The sequence below is a fragment of the Xanthobacter aminoxidans genome, from assembly GCF_023571765.1.
Classification (GTDB): domain Bacteria; phylum Pseudomonadota; class Alphaproteobacteria; order Rhizobiales; family Xanthobacteraceae; genus Xanthobacter; species Xanthobacter aminoxidans.
The window spans coordinates 112,576-133,027 of sequence record NZ_JAMJXC010000006.1 but is presented as its reverse complement, the minus strand read 5'-3'; the positions used below and the strand labels follow the sequence as shown (position 1 = coordinate 133,027).

At 68.7% G+C, this 20,452-nt stretch carries 20 protein-coding genes; 6 read left to right on the top strand and 14 right to left on the bottom strand.

Annotated features, from left to right (window positions below; genetic code table 11):
* The first annotated feature begins 165 nt into the window (after positions 1-165).
* The 3 genes from hemH (at position 166) to EJ105_RS11780 (ending at position 1,942) form a co-directional block, all read left to right on the top strand.
* Positions 166-1,236: a ferrochelatase gene (hemH, locus tag EJ105_RS11790; RefSeq protein ID WP_250166482.1), complete on the top strand. Its 1,071-nt coding sequence runs from the start codon at positions 166-168 to the stop codon at positions 1,234-1,236.
* Between the two features lie 186 nt (positions 1,237-1,422).
* Positions 1,423-1,725 carry a BrnT family toxin gene (locus EJ105_RS28090; RefSeq protein WP_394042069.1) on the top strand — a complete coding sequence of 101 codons (303 nt, stop codon included), beginning with the start codon at positions 1,423-1,425 and terminating at the stop codon, positions 1,723-1,725.
* Positions 1,661-1,942 carry a hypothetical protein gene (locus tag EJ105_RS11780; RefSeq protein WP_250166480.1) on the top strand — a complete coding sequence of 94 codons (282 nt, stop codon included), beginning with the start codon at positions 1,661-1,663 and terminating at the stop codon, positions 1,940-1,942. The genes EJ105_RS28090 and EJ105_RS11780 overlap by 65 nt, the downstream gene beginning before the upstream one ends.
* A gap of 9 nt (positions 1,943-1,951) precedes the next feature.
* On the opposite strand, the gene EJ105_RS11775 is transcribed toward EJ105_RS11780, so the two are convergent.
* Together EJ105_RS11775 and EJ105_RS11770 are read right to left on the bottom strand one after the other, a co-directional pair.
* On the bottom strand, positions 1,952-2,881 hold the full coding sequence (locus EJ105_RS11775) for a methylated-DNA--[protein]-cysteine S-methyltransferase (RefSeq protein WP_197022980.1): 930 nt from the start codon (positions 2,879-2,881) through the stop codon (positions 1,952-1,954).
* An 85-nt stretch (positions 2,882-2,966) separates the two neighbouring features.
* A complete protein-coding gene (locus EJ105_RS11770) occupies positions 2,967-3,740 on the bottom strand; it encodes an SDR family NAD(P)-dependent oxidoreductase (RefSeq protein WP_250166479.1) in 774 nt (257 codons plus the stop codon).
* A gap of 301 nt (positions 3,741-4,041) precedes the next feature.
* On the opposite strand from EJ105_RS11770, the gene EJ105_RS27810 reads away from it, so the two are divergent.
* Positions 4,042-4,602: a protease inhibitor Inh/omp19 family protein gene (locus EJ105_RS27810; RefSeq protein WP_024277667.1), complete on the top strand. Its 561-nt coding sequence runs from the start codon at positions 4,042-4,044 to the stop codon at positions 4,600-4,602.
* A gap of 38 nt (positions 4,603-4,640) precedes the next feature.
* Here the strand turns inward: EJ105_RS27810 and bluB are convergent, their stop codons facing one another.
* From bluB to EJ105_RS11730, 7 genes are all read right to left on the bottom strand, one after another.
* Complete coding sequence (bluB, locus tag EJ105_RS11760; RefSeq protein ID WP_250166478.1) at positions 4,641-5,315, bottom strand: 5,6-dimethylbenzimidazole synthase; 675 nt, start codon at positions 5,313-5,315, stop codon at positions 4,641-4,643.
* Between the two features lie 73 nt (positions 5,316-5,388).
* Positions 5,389-6,876, bottom strand: coding sequence for a glycerol kinase GlpK (gene glpK, locus EJ105_RS11755; RefSeq protein ID WP_250166477.1), 1,488 nt, complete (start codon positions 6,874-6,876; stop codon positions 5,389-5,391).
* Positions 6,877-6,897: 21 nt separating this feature from the next.
* Positions 6,898-8,406 (bottom strand): glycerol-3-phosphate dehydrogenase, encoded by a 1,509-nt coding sequence (locus EJ105_RS11750; protein ID WP_250166476.1) that lies wholly within the window; start codon positions 8,404-8,406, stop codon positions 6,898-6,900.
* 112 nt (positions 8,407-8,518) lie between these two features.
* On the bottom strand, positions 8,519-9,274 hold the full coding sequence (locus EJ105_RS11745; protein WP_250166475.1) for an SDR family NAD(P)-dependent oxidoreductase: 756 nt from the start codon (positions 9,272-9,274) through the stop codon (positions 8,519-8,521).
* A 26-nt stretch (positions 9,275-9,300) separates the two neighbouring features.
* On the bottom strand, positions 9,301-10,062 hold the full coding sequence (locus tag EJ105_RS11740; RefSeq protein WP_250166474.1) for an SDR family NAD(P)-dependent oxidoreductase: 762 nt from the start codon (positions 10,060-10,062) through the stop codon (positions 9,301-9,303).
* Between the two features lie 39 nt (positions 10,063-10,101).
* Positions 10,102-11,721 carry an acyl-CoA synthetase gene (locus tag EJ105_RS11735; RefSeq protein ID WP_250166473.1) on the bottom strand — a complete coding sequence of 540 codons (1,620 nt, stop codon included), beginning with the start codon at positions 11,719-11,721 and terminating at the stop codon, positions 10,102-10,104.
* A 26-nt stretch (positions 11,722-11,747) separates the two neighbouring features.
* Complete coding sequence (locus EJ105_RS11730; protein ID WP_250166472.1) at positions 11,748-12,632, bottom strand: IclR family transcriptional regulator; 885 nt, start codon at positions 12,630-12,632, stop codon at positions 11,748-11,750.
* A gap of 221 nt (positions 12,633-12,853) precedes the next feature.
* On the opposite strand from EJ105_RS11730, the gene EJ105_RS11725 reads away from it, so the two are divergent.
* A complete protein-coding gene (locus EJ105_RS11725; protein WP_250166471.1) occupies positions 12,854-13,885 on the top strand; it encodes a TRAP transporter substrate-binding protein in 1,032 nt (343 codons plus the stop codon).
* Between the two features lie 51 nt (positions 13,886-13,936).
* Here the strand turns inward: EJ105_RS11725 and EJ105_RS11720 are convergent, their stop codons facing one another.
* The 5 genes from EJ105_RS11720 to EJ105_RS11700 form a co-directional block, all read right to left on the bottom strand.
* Complete coding sequence (locus EJ105_RS11720; protein WP_250166470.1) at positions 13,937-15,562, bottom strand: alpha-amylase family glycosyl hydrolase; 1,626 nt, start codon at positions 15,560-15,562, stop codon at positions 13,937-13,939.
* Positions 15,563-15,679: 117 nt separating this feature from the next.
* On the bottom strand, positions 15,680-16,651 hold the full coding sequence (locus EJ105_RS11715) for a HEAT repeat domain-containing protein (RefSeq protein ID WP_250166469.1): 972 nt from the start codon (positions 16,649-16,651) through the stop codon (positions 15,680-15,682).
* A gap of 5 nt (positions 16,652-16,656) precedes the next feature.
* Positions 16,657-16,890, bottom strand: a complete 234-nt coding sequence (locus EJ105_RS11710; protein WP_024277657.1) for a 4Fe-4S dicluster domain-containing protein — start codon at positions 16,888-16,890, stop codon at positions 16,657-16,659.
* A 30-nt stretch (positions 16,891-16,920) separates the two neighbouring features.
* Entirely contained in the window at positions 16,921-18,669 is a 1,749-nt protein-coding gene (locus EJ105_RS11705; protein WP_250166468.1) for a fumarate reductase/succinate dehydrogenase flavoprotein subunit, read from the bottom strand.
* Entirely contained in the window at positions 18,666-19,007 is a 342-nt protein-coding gene (locus EJ105_RS11700) for a DUF971 domain-containing protein (RefSeq protein ID WP_250166467.1), read from the bottom strand. Before EJ105_RS11700 ends, EJ105_RS11705 begins: the two co-directional genes overlap by 4 nt.
* A gap of 130 nt (positions 19,008-19,137) precedes the next feature.
* On the opposite strand from EJ105_RS11700, the gene EJ105_RS11695 reads away from it, so the two are divergent.
* A complete protein-coding gene (locus EJ105_RS11695) occupies positions 19,138-20,241 on the top strand; it encodes an NAD(P)/FAD-dependent oxidoreductase (protein ID WP_250166466.1) in 1,104 nt (367 codons plus the stop codon).
* Positions 20,242-20,452 lie beyond the last annotated feature (211 nt).

Genomic DNA, 20,452 nt, shown 5'->3' with positions numbered 1-20,452 from the left:
TCATCCGGCGATCGATCCGTCCGGCGGCACCAGCCGTCCGGACCATCATCGTTTCCGCCGGGCGGCCATCCGGCGCGCCCGCAGTTGCGTAAAAGCTCGGCGCCTGCGGGCGCATTGACGCGCCCCGGCCGAGGCGCCATCTCACCGGCAGCAGCCGAGGACCTGATGATCGACGCTCCCGCCTTCTCTCCCGATGCCGCCCATCGTCCCCAAAAACTCCCCACCGACCACCCCAAGGTGGCGTTCGGGCGCGTCGGCGTGCTCATCGTCAATCTCGGCACGCCGGAGGCGACGGATTACTGGTCCATGCGCGCCTATCTGAAGGAATTCCTCTGGGACCGGCGGGTGATCGAGGTGAACCGGGCGCTGTGGTGGTTCGTGCTCAACGCCATCATCCTCACCAAGCGCCCAGGCCCCAAGGGCCGCGACTATGCCAGCATCTGGAACAATGAGCGCAACGAAGGCCCGCTCAAGACCATCACCCGCGACCAGGCCGAAAAGCTCGCCGCCCATTTCGCCGGCATCGATGAGCGCATCGTGGTGGATTTCGCCATGCGCTACGGCAAGCCGCCCATCGCCGAGCGCCTCGCCGCGCTCCAGGCGCAGGGTTGCGAGCGCATCCTGCTGGTGCCGCTCTATCCGCAATATGCCGCCGCCACCTCGGCCACCGTCTGCGACAAGGCCTTCGATGCGCTGAAGGAGATGCGCTGGCAGCCGACCCTGCGCGTCGCGCCGCCCTGGCACGATGATCCGGTCTATATCGATGCGGTAGCGCGCGATCTGGAGCGGCATCTGGCGGCGCTGGACTTCGAGCCGGAGGTGATCCTCGCCTCCTTCCACGGCGTGCCGAAGTCCTATCTGCTCAAGGGCGACCCCTACCACTGCCAGTGCGCCAAGACCGCCCGCCTGCTGCGCGCGCGCCTCGGCATGGACGAAAAGCGCTTTCGCCTCACCTTCCAGTCCCGCTTCGGCCGCGAGGAATGGCTGAAGCCCTATACGGACGAGACGGTGAAGGCCTTGGCCGAGAGTGGTGTGAAGCGGCTCGCCGTGTTCAACCCCGGCTTCGTCGCCGACTGCCTGGAGACGCTGGAGGAGATCGGCGTCGAGAACCGCGAGATCTTCGAGCACGCCGGCGGCGAGAAATTCGCCGCCATCCCCTGCCTCAATGCCGGCGATGAGGGCATGCGGGTGCTGAAGACCGTGGTGGAGCGGGAACTCAAGGGCTGGGTGGGGTGAAGCCAGGACAACGGCGCAGCCGCGCCAACGGCTGATAAACCACTTGCTTAGTGTACACTTTTTTGTACACTGACTGGAGCTGCGGGTTTGCAGCTCCGAGTAGACTTTGTGAGTTGCGGCGTCTCGCAGCTCATTGAGGAGAAGGAGACCCATGAATGATCAAAACTTAACAGGGACTTCGACTCCATGGACCTTGAGTGGGACGAATCCAAACGCCAGGAAGTCAAACAAAAGCGCTCAGTTGACCTCCTCTACGCCGCTCTGATTTTCGACGGGCCTGTCCTGACGCGAATCGACGATCGAAAGGACTATGGCGAGGAACGCAAGATCTCCATCGGCATGGTCGAAGACGATTGTTTCGTTGTCGTTTACACGGAGCGGGAGAGCTGCATCCGGCTCATCACCGCTTGGAGGGGAGGTCGCCATGAGCGATCCCAATATCAAGCGAGCCTCGCTCGCGGAAATCCGGAAGATGAAGGAAAGGGGTGAGCTTCACCACGATCCGAACGCCCCCGAAGGCGAGAGCCTCGGCCCGGACTTCTGGGCCGAAGCGAAGATCGAACCGCCCCGCAAGCCGCGGTCGGTCCACCTCAAGCTCGACCCCGAAGTGTTCGACTTTTTCTTCGAAGAAGCAAAGGGCAAGGGGCACCTCACCCAGATGCAGAACGTGCTCAAGGCCTATGTGAAGGCAAAGCGGCGGGCCTGAGCCCGCCCTTCACTCCGCCTTGGGCTCCACCTTCGCGGCTTCCCAACCGAGTATGGCGCGCTTGCGCGTCAGGCCCCAGTGGTAGCCGGTGAGGTCGCCGCTCTTGCCGATGACGCGGTGGCAGGGCACCACGAAGGAGATGGGGTTCTTGCCGATAGCCGCGCCCACCGCCCGCGCCGCCTTGGGCCGGCCCACGTGCTCGGCGATGGTGGAATAGGTGGTGGCCCGGCCCATGGGGATGCGCAGCAGCGTCTCCCACACCCTGATCTCGAAATCCGTGCCGATGAAGACGATGCGCAGGGGCTGGTCGCCCCGGCAGGAGGCGGGATCGAAGATCTGCGCCACCAGCGGCGCGGTGGCGGCGGGCTCTTCCACATAGGTGGCGTTGGGCCAGCGCGAGCGCATGTCGGCGAGCGCGGCCGCCTCCTCCCCCAGATCCGCGAAAGCGAGGCCGCACAGGCCGCGCGGCGTGGACATGGCCAGCGCCTGCCCGAACGGGGACGGATGGAAACCGAAGCGGATGACGAGGCCTGCGCCGCCGGTCTTCCACTCCCCCGGCGACATGGCCTCATGCACCACGAACAGATCGTGCAGCCGTCCGGGACCGGAGAGACCCAGCTCCAGCGCGGCATCGAGCACGTTGGGGCATTCGGCGACGATGCGCCGGGCGCGGTCGAGCGTCACAGCCTGCAGGAACGCCTTGGGCGTGAGGCCGCACCAGCGGCGGAACAGGTCGGTGAGCGCGCGGGCGGAAACGCCCGTGGCGGCGGCGATCTCCTCCACCTCTGGCTGCCGCCGCACGTTGCAGGAGATGTACTCCACCGCCCGGCGCACCACGTCATAGTCGCGGGCGGCGATGTCGAGCTGCGCGGCAGGCGTCGCCGTCAGCGTCGGCGCCGCCGCGGACAGGATGAGATCGGGGGCATCGAGCGCCAGCACGGCACGTCTCCTTCTGATCGAGCGTTGCCCATCTCAGCAGGCGCCGCAAGCGCCGGCCACCCGATTTCCCCCGAGCCGACCGTCCTCAGGCCGGATCGCGCCGCACGGTCAGCCCGTTGAAGGTCTGCTGGCCGGCCATGCACTGGATGCGGTTGATGTTGACGTGGCGGGGCATGGTGCAGGCGAAATACACCTGCTCGGCAATGTCCTCGCCGGTCATGGGCGTATAGCCGGCATAGACCTGATCCGCCTTGCCCTTGTCGCCGGAGAAGCGGACCACGGAGAATTCCGTCTCCACGAGGCCCGGCTCGATGTTGGTGACGCGCACCCCGGTGCCGGCCACATCCGCCCACAAATTCAGGGAGAACTGCTTCACGAAGGCCTTGGTGGCGCCGTAGACGTTGCCGCCGAAATAGGGGTAGTCGCCGGCGACGGAGCCGGTGAACACCACATGCCCCTCCTTGCGCGCCACCATGGCCGGCAGGCTCGCGCGCACGGTGGTGAGCATGCCCGTGATGTTGGTCTCCACCATGGTCTTCCACTCGTCCAGGTCCGCCTTCTGGGCGGGCTCGAGCCCGAGCGCGAGGCCGGCATTGGCGAAGACGATGTTATAGTCGGCGAACGGCGCCGGCAGGCTGGAGAAGGCGTCGAACGTCGCCTTCTCGTCGCGCACATCAAGCTCCAACGGGAGGATGAGGTCGCCGAACTCGGCCTTGAGACCTTCCAGCCGGTCGGCCCGGCGGCCCACGGCCACCACCTTCGATCCCGCGCTCGCAAAGCGGCGGACGGTGGCGGCGCCGATGCCCGAGGTGGCGCCGGTCACGACGAGGGTCAGCGTGCGGGGATCGAGCATGGCCATGGAAAGCTCCGAGCAAGGCAAGGACGGGAAAAGGGCGCGGAAGAGCGTGCCGCAAGGTGCGCCGGTGATTAAACCGCCTTAACCATCGCGTCCATCCGCCGCCGCGAAACGGTATCTTGATACATCACCAGCCTTGCTGCTGCCACGATCTCACGAAAGGGTGCGTTTACCCGCAGCCGGCTAGGGTTCGCGCCTGTCAGCTGTGGTCCGAACGTCGATGCGTCCCGTGCGAGCCACTCAGGGGCGGGTGGCGGTTTTCGCGTGAAGGCGCTAGGTTGCGGACACGTCCGGAGAACAATGGATGAAGGTGGTTCTGGTTTCGGCGGCTCTGGCGCTGGCCCTCGGCGGGTGCAGCACGGAGCTTGACGGCTTCGGGGCGAAGCCGTCCGCCATGGCGGCCAATCGCGTGCTCACGGCGCCGACGGGTGCGGTCGAATCCTCGCCCGTGCCCGGCAACGTGTCCACCGCTGCGGCCGATACCGCCACCGGCGCCATCACGCCGCGCACCACCGCTTCCAACGTGCCCCTCACGCCGCCTCCGGCCAATCCCGGCGCCACCGCCTTCGCCCCCAGCGCGGCCAAGGAACAGGTTTCCGGCGCCTGGAGCTTCTCGTGGGATGGCGGCAAGGCCTCCTGCCCGGTGCGCCTCGGCACCGACCGCGGCCTCAGCGGCCTTTCCGCCCAGGCCGACGTCTCCTGCCCCAGCGAGATCTTCATGACCAAGGGCTGGGACATGATGGGCTCGGACATCGTGCTGCAGAACCATCAGGGCAAGGTCACTGTCCGGCTCCAGCCGGATGGCCCCAACCATTACGTCGGCACCATCGCCGAGACCGGCCAGCAGGTCGCCCTCGCCCGCTGAGGCGGGCGGCCGAACTTCTCCGCAGGGACGGCAGCCAGTTACGTCCCGGCCTTCTCCCGCGCACCGAATCGCTCCGCGAACACCAGTTCCTCCAGCGGCAGGCGCTGTCGCCATCCGGCCCGCTCGAGGTCGGGCGTGGCCGCGAACCCATCCACATAGCCCACGCACAGCAGCGCGATGGGCACGATGGGGTCCGGGATGGCGAGGATGCGGCGGAGGTCGGCGAGGTCCAGGATCGACACCCAGCCGACGCCCAGATTTTCCGCCCGCGCCGCCAGCCAGATGTTCTGCACGGCGCAGACGGTGGAATAGATGTCCATCTCGCTCTGGTGGGTGCGCCCCAGCACCACCGGCCCGGCGCGATCCCGCTCGCAGGTGATGCACAGCAGAAGCGGCGCCTCGCGCAGGCCCTCCAGTTTCAGCGTGCGATAGAGCTGGGCCCGCTCGCTCTCGAACATCTCGGCCGCTTCCGCATTGGCGCGCGAAAAGGCGTCGTGCAGCGCCGCCTTGGTCTCGGCCGAACGCACCACGATGAAGTTCCACGGCTGCAGAAAGCCCACCGAGGGCGCCGCATGGCCGGCGGCCAGCACGCGGGCGAGCACCGCGTCGGGCACGGGATCGGGCAGGAAGTTCCGGCGCACGTCCCGCCGCGCGGCGATGCAGCGGTAGATGGCGGCGCGCTCGTCCGCCGAGAAACTGTCGTCCCGGACCATGGCGCTCTCCCCGTATTCATTCGGTCAATTCGGCGCCGACGTGCCGGCAAGGTCAATCCCGAACCCCGCGTCCTCATACCCCGCCGATCAGCCGCCCCACCGCATCCCGCCACTGGGCGATGCGGCCGGCGCGCACCTCGGGCAGCATCTGCGGCGTGAACCGCCGCTCCAGCCGCCACTGGCCGGCGAAGACGTCCGGCGGCGGGAAGAAGCCACACTCCAGGCCCGCGAGATAGGCGGCGCCGAGCACGGTCGTCTCTTTCTGCACAGGCCGATCCACCGGGGCGCCGAGGAGGTCGGCGAGGCGCTGCATGGTGAAGTCGGAGACGGTCATGCCGCCATCCACGCGCAGCACCGTGTCGCCATCCGGCCAGTCGGCGCGCATGGCGTCGATGAGGTCCACGGTCTGGAAGCACACGCTCTCCAGCGCCGCCCGGGCCAGTTCCGCCGGGCCGGTGGCGCGGGTGAGGCCGAACAGGGCGCCGCGCACCTCCGGCCGCCAATAGGGCGCGCCGAGGCCGACGAAGGCGGGGACGAGAATTACGTCCTGTCCCGCGTCCGCCTCCGCTGCGAGGCGGTCGCTCTCACTGGCGGTGGAGATGATCTTCAGCCCGTCGCGCAGCCATTGCACCGCCGCTCCGGCGACGAAGATGGAGCCTTCCAGCGCATAGGTGCGCCGCCCGCCGATCTGGTAGGCGATGGTCGTCAGCAGCCGGCTGGAGGAAGCGACCGGCGTCGCCCCGGTATTGAGCAAAGCGAAGCAGCCGGTGCCGTAGGTGGATTTCACCATGCCCGGCGCAAAGCACGCCTGCCCCACCATGGCTGCCTGCTGGTCCCCCGCCACGCCGCAGATGGGGATGGGCCCGCCGAACAGCGCCGGATCGGTGGCGCCGAAGTCGGCCGCGCAGTCCTTCACTTCGGGAAGCAGGGCGCGCGGCACGCCGAACAGGGCGAGGAGATCGTCGTCCCACGCGCCGCGATGGATGTCGAAGAGCAGCGTGCGCGCGGCATTTGTGGCGTCGGTGGCATGGACGCGGCCTCCGGTGAGGCGGTGGAGCAGGAAGCTGTCCACCGTGCCGAAGGCCAATTCCCCCTTCTCGGCCCTCTCCCGCGCGCCGGGGACGGCATCGAGGATGTGGGCGATCTTGGTGGCGGAGAAATAGGGATCGAGCAGAAGGCCGGTGCGCGCGTTCACCAACGCGCCGTGGCCGTCCGCCTCCAGCTGGGCGCAGGCCTCGGCCGTGCGGCGGTCCTGCCAGACGATGGCGCGATGGATGGCGCGGCCGGTCGCCCGCTCCCACACGAGCGTCGTCTCGCGCTGGTTGGTGATGCCGATGGCCGCAATGTCCGAGGCCGTGGCGCCGGCCTTCGCCAGCACCGCGCGGCAGCAATTGAGCACGGTGCCGAAGATATCTTCCGCCTCCTGCTCCACATGGCCGGACGCCGGGAAATGCTGCGGCAGCTCCTCCTGCGCCAGTGCCGCGACGGAGCCGTCCTGCCGCACCAGAAGCGCACGCGAGGATGTGGTGCCCTGGTCGATGGCGAGAATGTAGGCGGCCACGGCGTCCTCCCTTGTTCTGTTTCAGGCGCGTCGCGCCGCCATATAGGCGTCGAGCGCCTCCACCGCATGCGGCGCGGTGCGCAGGCCGAGCTTGGAGCGCCGCCACAGCACGTCGGCGGCGGTCAGCGCCCATTCCCGGTCCATCAGATAGTCCACCTCGCGGGCGCACAGGTGCGCGCCGAACCAGTCGCCGAGGTCGTCCTCATCGGTGACGCCCTCCAGCACCTGGAAGGCCGCCGTGCCATAGGCCCGCGCGAGCCGCGCCAGCAGGGCGGGATCGAGCGCCGGGAAAGCACCGCGCAGGGCGCGCACAAGCGTCTCGTAGCCCTGCCGGGGGAAATCCCCGCCGGGCAGCGGTGCGGTTGCGGTGAAGGGCGCGCCGAGATGGGGAAAGTGCGGCGCAAGCCGCGTCAGCGCCGCCTCCGCCAGCCGGCGATAGGTGGTGATCTTGCCGCCGAACACGGTGAGGAGCGGCGCCCCCTCCTCCGGCGCATCGAGGGCGAGCACATAGTCCCGCGTCGCCGACTGGGCGGCCCCGGCGCCGTCGTCATAGAGGGCGCGCACGCCGGAATAGGTCCACACCACCTGCTCCGGGGCGATGGTGGCGGCGAAATATTCGCTCGCCGCCGCGCACAGATAGGCCACCTCCTCCGGCGTCGCATGCACGTCCTCGGGATGGCCTGAAAAATCCCGGTCGGTGGTGCCGATGAGGGTGAAATCGCCCTCATAGGGGATGGCGAAGATGATGCGGCCGTCCGCATTCTGGAAGATGTAGCAGCGCTCGTGCGCATAAAGCCGCGGCACCACGATGTGACTGCCCTGCACGAGGCGGAGCGGCGCGTGTGCCTCGCCCCGGCCGGTCTTCAGCACGTCGAGCACCTCGCCCGCCCAGGGGCCGGCCGCATCCACCAGCGCCCGCGCCTTCACCGTCTCGGACCGGCCCTCATGGTCGCTCTCGATCACCCACAGGCCCGCCTCCCGCCGTGCACTGGTGACGCGCGTGCGCGGGCGGATGGCAGCGCCCCGGTCGGCTGCGTCGCGGGCGTTGAGCACCACGAGGCGCGCATCCTCCACCCAGCAGTCGGAATATTCGAAAGCCCGGCCATAGCCGGGCCGCAATGGCTGGCCGGCGGGATCGTGCCGCAGGTCCAGCGTGCGGGTGGGCGGCAGCAGGCGACGGCCGCCGATATGGTCGTAGAGCCACAGGCCGAGCCGCAGCATCCACGCCGGGCGCAGGCCCGGATGATGCGGCAGCACGAAGCGCAGGGGCCAGACGATGTGCGGGGCGATGCCCCACAGCACCTCCCGCTCGGCCAGCGCCTCGCGCACAAGGCGGAACTCGTAATATTCGAGATAGCGCAGGCCGCCGTGGATCAGCTTGGTGGAGGCGGAGGAGGTGCCGGAGGCAAGGTCCCCCTTCTCGAACAGCACCACGCTGAGGCCGCGCCCCACGGCATCACGGGCGATGCCGCAGCCATTGATGCCGCCGCCGACGATGGCGAGGTCGAAGACCTGACCGCTCTCCTCCATCTCGGCCTCCCGGCACCGGGAATCGGTTCGCTCCGCCAGACGATGCCCGAGACCTGCGGCAGGTCAACGGCTGCATCGCCGATCCATGTGGAGGAGCAGGTTCCCCACCGCCTCACACGTTGATGAGACCACCCGCCGAGAAGCCGCCGTCCACGGCGATGGTCTCGCCGGTGACGTAGGACGACACCCGCTCGTCCAGCAGGAAGGAGATGGCGCCGCACACCTCCTGCGGCGTGCCGTTGCGGCGGAGCGGCAGGGTCTTCAGCCACGCGGCGCGGGTCTCGGCCGTCAGCAGTTCGCGCACCAGCGGCGTCTCGATGGGGCCGGGCGCCACCGCATTCACACGGATGCCCAGCGGCGCGAATTCCACCGCGAGGATCTTCGTCAGCGTCATCACGCCGCCCTTGGAGGCGCCATAGGCGGAGCGGCCGAGATTGCCGCGCAAAGCGGAGATCGAGGCGATGTTGACGATGGAGCCGCCGCCCGTCTCCCGCATGGCCTTCGCCGCCTCCCGCGCCACGACGAAGCTGCCGACGAGGTTGATGTCCAGCACCTTGCGGAACAGCTCCACGCTCGTGTCGAACGCCGGAATGTCGCGGGCGATGCCGGCCGAGTTCACCACCCCCTTGAGCGGGCCGAAGTCCGCCGCCGTGCGCGCGACGGTCGCCGCCACCGCGCTTTCGTCGGTGATGTCCACCGTCTCGAACCGCACCCGCGCGCCGTGCGCCGCGAGATCCTCCCGCGCCTTGGCGATGCTGTCGGCGGCGAGGTCCAGCGCGACGACGCGCCAGCCCTCGGCGAGCAGGGTTTCCACCACGGCGAGACCGATGCCGGAGGCACCGCCGGTGACGATGACGCTGCCCTTCATCTCGCGCCCCTTTATCTCCTGCCCCGTCACGGCCGGATCAGCCCGCCAGCGGTGAAGCCGCCATCCACGTTGATGGTCTGGCCGGTCACGTAGGAGGATTTCTCGGGGTCCAGCAGGAAGGCGATGGTGCCGGCCATCTCCTTGGGCTGCGCATAGCGGTTGAGCGGCACGCGGGCGAGCCACGCGGTGCGCGCCTGATCGGTATGCACCGCCTGCACCAGCGGGGTATCCACTGGCCCCGGCGCGATGGCGTTAACGCGGATGCCGAGGGCCGCGAACTCCACCGCGAGAACCTTGGTGAGCACCACCACCGCGCCCTTGGACGAGCCATAGGCGGCGCGGCCGAGATTGCCCTGGATGCCCGAGACGGACGCGATGTTGACGATGGAGCCGGCGCTGCGCGCCTGCATCACCTTCGCCGCCTCACGCGCCACCAGGAAGGTGCCGATGACGTTCACGTCGAGAATCTTGCGGAAGATGTCCGCCGACGTGTCGAGGGCGGGGATATCGCGGGCGATGCCGGCGGAATTGACGACGCCCCACAGCGGCCCGAACCCGCTCTCCGTCTCGGCGACGAGCTTCACCACCTGCGCCTCGTCGGAAATGTCGGCCTGGACGACCCGCACCGTGTCGCCATGGGGGGCGAGCGCGGCCCGCGCCTTCTCGATGCTCTCTGGCACGAGGTCGGCGGCGACGACGCGCCAGCCCTCGGCCAGAAGCTCCTCCACCACGGCAAGGCCGATGCCCGAGGCACCACCCGTCACGATCACGCTTCCCGGTCTCGACACGGCGTTTCTCCCTGAGGGTATTTTGGGTCGGTCAACGGCTCAGATGAGCCCGCGCTCGGCCAAGGCCTCGCGCACCATCTTCTTGGTGATCTTGCCGTAGGCGGACTTCGGCAGGGCGTCCCAGAAATGCACGCGCCGGGGCAGCTTGTAGCGGGCGACCTTGCCATCGAGGAACGCGACCAGGTCCTCCTCGCTCACGCTCTGCCCGTCTCGCAGCACGCAGACGGCGACGCCCACCTCTCCCCACATGGGGTCCGGCACGCCGAGGATGGCCACCTCGGCGATGGCGGGATGGGTGAGCACCTTCTCCTCCACCTCGCGCGGATAGACGTTGGAGCCGCCGGAAATGTACATATCCGAGGCGCGTCCGGTGATGTAGACGAAGCCCTCATTGTCCATGTGGCCGAGATCGCCGGTGCGGAACCAGCCGTTGCGGAACGCCTTCGCATTGGCCTCGGGATTGTCGTAATAGCCCGCCAGCACCGCAGGGCCGCAGACGCAGATTTCCCCGGTCTCGAAGGGGGAGACCTCGCCGCCCGCATCGTCCTGGATCTGGACCTGCATGCCGGTGCGCTCGAAGCCGCAGGTGCCGAGCTTCACGTGTGGGCCGTCCTCGGGATCGTGCAGATAGGGCGGCAGGACGGTGATGTTGCCCGTCACCTCGCCCAGGCCGAAATACTGCACCAGCACCTTGCCGAGCTTCCTCAGCGCGAACTTCTGGTCCTCCCGGTACATGGGCGCGCCGGCATAGATCACGTAGCGCAGGGAGGAGTGGTCGAACTTGTCCACCGAGGGGTGCTCGGTGAGCAGTTTGGTGATGGTGGGCACGGTGAACATGTTGGTCACGCGCCATTGCTCCACCAGCCGCCACGCCTCGGCGGCGTCGAAGCGCTCGGAGGGCATGAGGATGGTCTTCACCCCGCGCGCCACCTGCACCAGCTGATGCACCCCCGCGCCGTGGGAGAGCGGCGCCACCACGAGGGAGGCGTCCTGCTCGGTGGTGCCCGGCATCAGATCGCAGAGGTGGTTGGTGATGACGAAGGCCATCTGGCCGTGCGTCAGCACCGCCGCCTTGGGCCGGCCGGTGGTGCCGGAGGTGAAGAAGAACCAGCAGGGGTCGTCATGCTCCACATCCGCCACCGGCACCTTTTCGCCGAGGCGGGCGGCGACGATTTCGCCGTAGTCCGCTCCGAAGTCCGCCGCGCCGATGGCGATGACCTCGCGGATGTCAGGCGCCTCGGCGCGCGCAGCCTCGACATGCTCGGGGAAGTCGCGGTGGCAGATCATGAGGCTCGCGCCCGAGGCGGAGGCGAGATAGGCGACCTCCCCCGGCGTCTGACGGAAATTGGTGGGCACCCACACAGCGCCCAGCCGGAAGGCCGCGAACATACTCTCGAACATTTCGAGGCAGTTCTTCGACTGCACGAGGATGCGGTCGCCCTTGACGACGCCGCGGGCGGCCAGCTCCGCCGCCATGGCATCCACGCGGGCATCCATCTCGGCCCACGTCACGGTGCGCTCGCCCTCGACGAAGGCGATATGGGCCGGCAGCCGCCGCGCCGCCTGGCGCAGGAAATGGGAGAGGTTCATCACCCGGCGGCTGGTGCGGGCCACGCCGCCTCGCGGGGCCTCGGCGATGGTCTGGGCAGGTGCGGACATTCACTTCACTCCGGGATCGGAAACAATCAGGGGGCCGTGCGAGCCAAAGGACGAGCCGGGCGCGGTGGCGGCCCCCGCTCGCTGCCGCCGAGCTTCGCCTCCAGCGCGGCGGCTTCGCGCTGAAGCAGCGGCACCAGCTCCTTCTGCCGCTCCGCGCCCAGCCGGCTCTCGATGGCGGCGAGCGAGAGCGCGCCGAACGGGCGCCCGTCCGCCCCCCGCACCGGCACGCCGATGCCCCAGGAGCCGGCGACGTAGAGGCCGGGATTGAGCGCATAGCCGCGCGCGCGGGTCTCGCCCATGGCGGCGCGCAGCAGATCGGGGGAATAGCCGGGATAGGCCGCGAGCGCGGCCGCATTGGCCTCGATGATCCGCGCCGCGTCGGCCTCGGGCAGCGCGGCGAGGAGGGCGAGGCCGCCGGCACCGATGCCGAGGGGGTGACGGTCGCCAGCCTGGAGCACATGGGTGCGGATGGGCCAGGTGCCCTCCTCGCGATGCAGGCACACGGAGAAGATCCCGCGCGGCACCGAGAGGAAGGCGCAGTCGCCGCTCTGGCGGGCGATGCGGGAGAGACCGTCGAGGGCGAGGGCATGGATGCCGAAGCGCGGCGCGGCCAGCGTGCCGAGCACATAGGCCTCCGGCCCCACATGATAGCGGCGGCTCGCCTCGTCCTGGTCCACCAGCCCGGCGCGCACCAGCGCCAGCAGGACGCGCCGCACGGTGGGCTTGGAGAGGCCGGAACTGGCGACGAGATCGGCGAGGCGGGCGCCCTCCGTCCCCGCGCGGCCCACCAGCATCAGCAGCGCCATCGCGCGCGCGATGCTCTGGGTGCCGCCGCCGGCTTCCGACGCGCCATCGCGCGCAGGCTCCGGCCCGCCCATTCGGGCGGCGGGCGCATCCGATCCCCGTCCCACGCGCGCTCCCTTGATCCAGAATATGGACCTGATTTATCTGGCGAATTGGGACTGCCGTCGCGCGGCGTCCTCTGGAACCATAATCTGCTTGCGAAATCGCCACAAGCGGGCCAGCATGGGCGGCGGGAAAAGAGGTCCATATATTGGACCCAAGGAAACCAGTCGGGCCGGAGCGGAGCCAGTCGGGGCGCCGCGCGAAACGGCCGCAAGGAGGAGCACCGATGACCCTGACCCGTCGCACCCTCATCAAGGCGAGCGCCGCCACGGCGCTGACCGGCGCCATCGCGCCGGCCCTGTTCGCCCCCACCGTCGCGCGGGCCCAGAGCGCCGAATTCTCCTACAAATACGCCAACAACCTGCCGGTCACGCACCCCATGAACGTGCGGGCGCAGGAAATGGCGGCGAAGATCAAGGCCGAGACCAAGGGGAAGGTCGAGATCAGCATCTTCCCCTCCAGCCAGCTCGGTGGCGACACCGACATGCTGAGCCAGCTGCGCTCCGGGGCCATCGAGTTCTTCACCCTCTCGCCGCTGATCCTCTCGACGCTGGTGCCCAACGCCTCCATCAGCGGCATCGGCTTCGCCTTCCCGGACTATGCCAGCGTGTGGAAGGCCATGGACGGCGATCTGGGCACCTACGTGCGCGGGCAGATCTCCAAGGCCGGCATCGTCGCCATGGACAAGATCTGGGACAACGGCTTCCGCCAGATCACCACCTCCACCAAGCCCATCGAGACCGCGGCCGACCTCAAGGGCCTGAAGATCCGCGTGCCGGTGTCGCCGCTGTGGACCTCCATGTTCAAGGCGTTCGACAGCGCCCCCGCCTCGCTCAACTTCGCCGAAGTCTACACTGCGCTGCAGACCCGCGCCGTGGACGCGCAGGAGAACCCGCTCGCCATCATCTCCACGGCGAAGCTCTACGAGGTGCAGAAATACTGCTCCCTCACCAACCACATGTGGGACGGCTTCTGGTTCCTCGCCAACCGCCGCGCTTTCGAGAAGCTGCCCGACGACCTGCGCGCCATCGTGGCGAAGAACATTAACGAGGCGGGCCTCAAGCAGCGCGACGACGTGTTCGCCCTCAACAACTCCCTGCGCAAGGAGCTGGCGGAAAAGGGCCTCACCTTCAACGAGCCGAAGGTGGACAGCTTCCGCGACCAGCTGCGCAAGGCCGGCTTCTATGCCGAGTGGAAGGGCAAGTACGGCGACGAGGCCTGGGCCACGCTGGAAAAATATACCGGCAAGCTCTCCTGAGCCGGCCATCCACCTCACGTTCAAGGGGCGGCTTCGGCCGCCCCTTTTCGTTCAGGGCGCCAGTTGCACCACGATGCCCTCGTTGGGCCTGAGGTCGATGGTGTCGCCCACCTGTTCGCCCGCGCGATCGCAGAAGGTGGAGAGGAGCAGGCGTCCTCCGCCCGCAACTTCCGGCAGCGTCGCCGACAGCGGGTTGCCGCCCAGATTCAGCGCCACCAGCAGCCCCTCCCCCTCCCCCTGCCTGAGATAGGCGACGAGTTCGCCCACCGCCGCCACCGGGGACCACAGCCCCACGGACAGGGCCGGATGCGCCCGCCGCAGGGCCAGCAGCGCGCGGGTGAGGGTGAGCAGGGAGGCCGCCTCCCCCCGCTCCCGCTTCACGTTCACCTCGGTGAAATCGTCCGCCAGCGGCAGCCACGGCTCCACCGTGGAGAAGCCGGCGAAGGGGCCATCGTCCCACTGCATGGGCGTGCGCGCGCCGTCGCGGCCGAGCCCGAGGCCGGGCACGTTCTTCTCGAACGGGTCCTGCACCCGCTCGGGCGGGATGGGCACCTGCGCCATGCCGATCTCGTCGCCGTAATAGAGCGTCGGCGTGCCCCGGAGCGTCAGCAGCAGCATGGCCGCCACCCGCGCCTGATCGGGACCGAGGCGGCCGACGACGCGCGGCCGGTCGTGGTTGGAAAGCACCCAGTTGGGCCAGCCGCCCTCGGGGATGGCGGCCTCATACGCGGCGATCAGCGGCGCCAGTTCCGCTGCATTCCACGGCGCCGCGAGGAGCGTGAAGTTGAACGGCAGATGCACGCCGCGCCCGTCCTCGCCGTAGTAGGCGGCGATGCGGTGGAGCGGCAGATAGGCCTCGCCGATCAGCACCCGGTCGCCCTCATAGGACTCGACGAGGTCACGGAAGCCCGCGATCACCTCCATCACCTCCGGCCGGTCGCCGGTATAGAGCTGGCTCAGGGCAGAATGCGGGTTCATGCCCTCGCGGAAATCGGGATTCGGCGGATTGTCGCGGAACTCGGCATCCTTGATGACGTGCCAGAGCGCATCGATGCGGAAACCGTCCACGCCCCGGTCGAGCCAGAAGCGCAGGACATTGTGCATGGCTTCCACCACCTCCGGATTGCGCCAGTTGAGGTCCGGCTGCTCCTTCAGGAAGGCGTGGTAGTAATACTGACCGCTCGCCGCATCAAATTCCCAGGCGCTGCCGCCGAATTCCGAAAGCCAGTTGTTGGGCGGGCCGCCATCCGGGCCGGGATCGCGCCAGATGTACCAGTCGCGTTTGGGATCATCCTTGCCCGAGCGGGAGGCCTTGAACCAGGGATGCTCCCGCGAAGAGTGGTTGGGCACGAAATCGAGGATGATCCTCAGCCCCAGCGCGTGGGCCTCCTGAACCAGCCGGTCGAAATCTTTGAGCGTGCCGAACAGGGGATGGATGGCGGTGTAGTCGGCCACGTCATAGCCGAAGTCGGCCATGGGAGAGGGATAGATGGGGGAGATCCAGATGGCGTCGATGCCGAGGTCGGCGAGATAGGCGAGCCGGGAGATGATGCCGGCAAGGTCGCCCACGCCATCGCCGTTCGAATCCTGAAACGAGCGCGGATAGATCTGGTAGACCACGCCGGACTGCCACCACAACGGCCCGGTCTTCAGCCTCTCGCGTTCCTGCTCCGCCATGGACGCCTTCTCCCGCTCTGCCGGAGCACTCTGGCGCTCCGGCTCAGATTGGAGAAGTACGGCCGGCCCGGTTCGGTTTCATGACCGGCCATTAGGGAGGGCTGGAACGCCCTGCCCTCAGGCCGCGCGGCAGCGGTCGATGGCCCAGCGCACCAGCTTGCGCACGTCCGGGTCCGGGTCGTCATAAACGGCTTCGAGCGCGGGCACGGCGGCGGGATCGGCGATCTCGCCCAGCGCCGCGGCAGCCTCCTTGCGCACGTTGGACAACTGGTCGCCCAGCGCCTCCGACACCACGGGAACCGCCGCGCGGGCCTTCAGCTTGCCGAGCGCGTTCACCGCCTTGGCCTTCACCTGCCAGGCATCGTCATTGGCGGCGATGATCAGCGGGTCCACCGCCTCGAGAATCTTCGCCTTGCCGATGGAATAGGCCGCTTCTTCGCGCACCTGCCAGTGGCCGTCGCTGAGGCCCGCGATCAGCGCGGGCACGCCCGCGGTGCCGCTCCGCACGAACACGAGGGCCGCCATCACCGCCCGGCGCACCGCCGGCTCGGGATCGGTGGCCGCCAGCAGCAGCGCGGGGAGCGCGGCATCCGCCTTGAGATAGCCAAGCACGCCCAGCGCCTCGCGCCGAACCGCCATGTCGGGATCGGTGAGCGCGCCGAGGGCCACCGGCATGGCCGAGGCATCCTGCATGTCGCGCAGCGCCCGGAGCGCCGACGTGCGGACGAACGCGCTCAGGGGGCCACCCGTCTCCTGCGCCCGCTCGATGAGGCGGGGGGCGGAGGCCGGCTCCTTCTTGTCGGCGAGGCTCTCGGCAGCAGCGAGGCGCACCGCTTCCTCCGCGTCGTCCAGCGCATCGATGAGGCCGAGGGCGGCCGGCAGGCCGGAATGCTCGTCCAGGGACTTGGCGGCGGCTTCCCGCACGCCGGCATCGGCGTCCTTCAGGCCGGCCAGCAGCAGGTCCACCGCGCCCGGGTCCACGCTCTCCGCGAGGCCCAGCATGGCCACGCGGCGGATGCCGGCATCGGGATCGCGGGCGCGATCCGTCACGGCGTCGAGATCGTCGTCGAAATCGTCGAAGATGGCCATGGCGCTCACCGCAGCAAATAGGGGATTTCGACCTTCACCGCGCCGGTGGGGCAATCCACCTCGCACGGCATGCAGTACCAGCACTCGTCATACTTCATGTGCGCCTTGCCGGAGGCCGGGTTGATGGCGAGCACGTCGAGGGGGCACACGTCGATGCAGACGCGGCAGCCCTTCTCGGCGATGCACTTGTCGTCATCGACGGTCACGGGCACGGAGGTGGTGTGGTTGGCGAAAGGCATGGGGCAGCTCCGGAATTCGGGGTGTGAGGCTCACTCGGCGGCGATGGCCGGGGTGCGCAGCTGGTGGTAGGCGCCCATCTCGTCCTCATCGATCTCGACGACATAGGGGTCCACCGCGCGCTTCTTGTGCGCCATGCGGCCCATCTCGTCCTTGTAGAGGAGGGTGTGGCAGAACCAGTTCTCGTTGTCGGTGGCCGGGTGGTCGACGCGCCAGTGATAGAGACCCCAGCGGCTCTCGGTGCGGTACAGCGAGGCGGCGGCGGCCATGTCGGCGCAATCGAGGATGGATTGCAGCTCCAGCGCCCGCATCAATTCATGTGGATCCTTGACGCACAGCGCCGAAAGATCGTCGCGCACCTCGGCGAGGCGGGCCTGGCCGATCTTGTACTTGGCCGTCACCTTCGGCGGCTGGAGATAATCGTTCACGAGGCGGCGGGCCTTGTACTCCATCTCGAACGGGGTGAGGCCGTCGTCGCGACGGGTCGGGGCCATCACGCGGGCCTGCTCGCGGGCGATATCGGCGGCGTCATAGGCGGGCAGATCGGTGGAGGCGCAATAGTCGGCCGCATCCTCACCGGCGATGCCGCCGTTCACAAAGGCGCCGAGCATGTAATTGTGCGGCACGCTCGCCATGTCGCCGGCGGCATAGAGGCCCGGCACGGTGGTGCGGGCATTCTCGTCCACCCACACGCCCGAGGCCGAGTGGCCGGAGCAGAAGCCGATTTCGGAGATGTGCATCTCCACCATCTTCTCGCGGTAGTTCGTGCCGCGGTTCTCGTGGAACCGGCCGCGCGAGGGCCGTTCATTGGAATGGAGGATGGTCTCGATCTCGGAGATGGTCTCCTCGGCGAGGTGGGTCATGTTGAGGAAGACCGGACCGTTGCCGCTGAGCAGCTCGCCGTAGAATTCCTTCATCATCTGGCCCGACCAGTAGTCGCACTCGATGAAGCGCTCGCCCTTGTTGTTGGCGGTATAGCCGCCGAACGGGCCGGTGACGTAGGCGCAGGCCGGGCCGTTGTAGTCCTTGATGAGCGGGTTGATCTGGTAGCACTCGAGGTTCGCGAGGCCGGCACCCGCATGGTAGGCCATGGCGTAGCCGTCGCCGCAGTTCGCCGGGTTCTCATAGGTGCCGAAGAGATAGCCGGAGGCCGGCAGGCCGAGGCGGCCGGCGGCGCCGCAGGCCAGCACCACCGCCTTGGCGCGGATCACCAGGAACTCGCCGGTACGGGTGTTCACCCCGATGGCGCCGGCGATGCGGCCGTCCGTGCCGGTGAGGAGGCGGGTGGCCATGTAGCGGTTGGTCACCAGCACCTGGTGCTTGCGCAGCTGGCGATAGAGCGCCTTCTTGACGTGGTGGCCTTCCGGCATGGGCAGCACATAGGTGCCCATGTGGTGCACCTTGCGCACATTGTATTCGCCGGAGCCGTCCTTCTCGAACTTCACGCCGATGGAATCCAGATACTGGATCATCGGGTAGGAACCGGTCGCGTAGGCCATCACCGCCTTCTGGTGGACGATGCCGTCGTTGGCGACGGTGATCTCCTTCACATACTGCTCGGGGGTGGCGTAGCCGGGGATGACGGCGTTGTTCAGCCCGTCCATGCCCATGGAGACAGCGCCGGAGCGCTTCACATTGGCCTTCTCCATGAGGACCACCTTGAGGCCGGGATTCTTCTCCTTGGCCTTGATGGCCGCCATCGGGCCGCCGGTGCCGCCGCCGATGACGAGGATGTCGGTCTCGACGATCTCGGTCTTCATCTCGCTGTCGAACGCGCTCATGGGTTCATCTCCGGAAGGTCGTTGGCGGCCTCGGCGGCCAGCGCCGCGAGATAGGCGAAGGGATAGACCCCGCGCTTGTGGCCGTCGGAAAAGCTGAGGTTCAGGCCGTGCGCGCCGAACGGCTCCACGCCGGTGAGCGCCACGCCGGGGAAGGCTGAGGGAAAGCGGTCGCGGGCGCGGTCCGCCGTGCAGGCGGCGCAGCGGCAGGCGGAGCGCAGGCGCTCGGCGGAGAATTCCGCCCGCGTCCCGCCATAGGCGAGGGTCAGGCGGCGCCGGTCCCGATCGAGGCGGATTTCCTCGACTTCAAGGGGGAGGGGTGCGGGGGCGGACGTCATCATGGCCCCGATTGGACCTCGCGGGCCCTCCGGCCGATAGCAACTAGTTGCTGGCTGGAGCACTTCCAGGAAGCCGCTCCCCGCAGGCCCGGCCTGCGCTATGGTACCGGTCGCGGATCACGGGAAGAGCGGCATGGATCAGGTGGAGTGCATCGTCGCCGGCGCAGGCGTGGTGGGCCTCGCCATCGCCCGCGCATTGGCGCTGGCAGGCCGGGAAGTGGTGCTGGTGGAGGCGGCGGACGCCATCGGCACCGGCACCTCCTCGCGCAATTCCGAGGTGATCCATGCCGGCATCTATTATGAGCCCTTAAGCCTGAAGGCCGAGCTGTGCGTGCGCGGACGGGCGCTGCTCTATGCCTTCTGCGAAAGCCACGGGGTGGGGCACAGGCGCATTGGCAAGCTCATCGTCGCCGCCGCGCCGGAGGAAGTCGCCTATCTGGAAAAGCTGGCGAGGACCGGGGCGGCCAACGGCGTCGATGACCTCAGGATGTTGAGCGGCGCGGAAGCGCGGGCGCTGGAGCCGGCCCTCTCGGCCCATGCGGCGCTGCATTCGCCCTCCACCGGCATCGTGGATTCCCACGGCCTCATGCTGGCGCTGCTGGGCGACATGGAGGCGGCCGGCGGGATGCTCGCCCTCTCCTCCCCCATCGTTGCCGCTAAGGCGGGGGCGGACGGCGTCGTGCTCACCACCGGCGGGCCGGAGCCTATGACGCTCGCCTGCCGCCTGTTCGTGAATTCCGCCGGGCTCGATGCCCCCGCGCTGGCCCGCGCCATCTCCGGCATGCCCGCTCACTTGGTGCCGCAGGAGACCATGGCCAAGGGCAATTACTTCACCTGCCTCCGGAAGGTGCCCTTCTCGCGCCTGATCTATCCGGTGCCGGAGGCGGGAGGGCTCGGCACCCACCTCACCCTCGATCTCGGCGGGCAGGGGCGCTTCGGGCCGGATGTGGAATGGGTGAGCGAGCGGCGCTACGAGGTCGATCCCGCCCGCAAGACCACCATGATGGCCTCCATCCGCCGCTACTGGCCGGATGTGCGGGAGGAGGATCTGGCGCCGGGCTATTCCGGCATCCGGCCGAAGATCCCCGGCGTGGACGGGCGGGCGCCCGATTTCGTCATCCAGGGGCCGGCGGTGCACGGCGTGCCGGGGCTGGTGAACCTGTTCGGCATCGAATCGCCGGGGCTGACGAGCTGCCTCGCCATCGCGGAGCGGGTGGTGGAGGTGGCGCAGGGATAGGGCCGGTGGCGGCGCACGGCGCAGGCTCACCGCTCCCCGGACAAGCGACGGCACCGCCGGAGCGCTGATCCGGGGTCCAGCGCAAGAATCCCCGCGCAGCGGGGCCAGACCTGAGGGCGCCCGGGTTTGGAAGCGCCTTCGGCGGTCCGTTGCGCTGGGTCCCGGCTCGCATTCCGCTGGCGCTGCATGCGTCCGGGGCGCGAGAGAGATT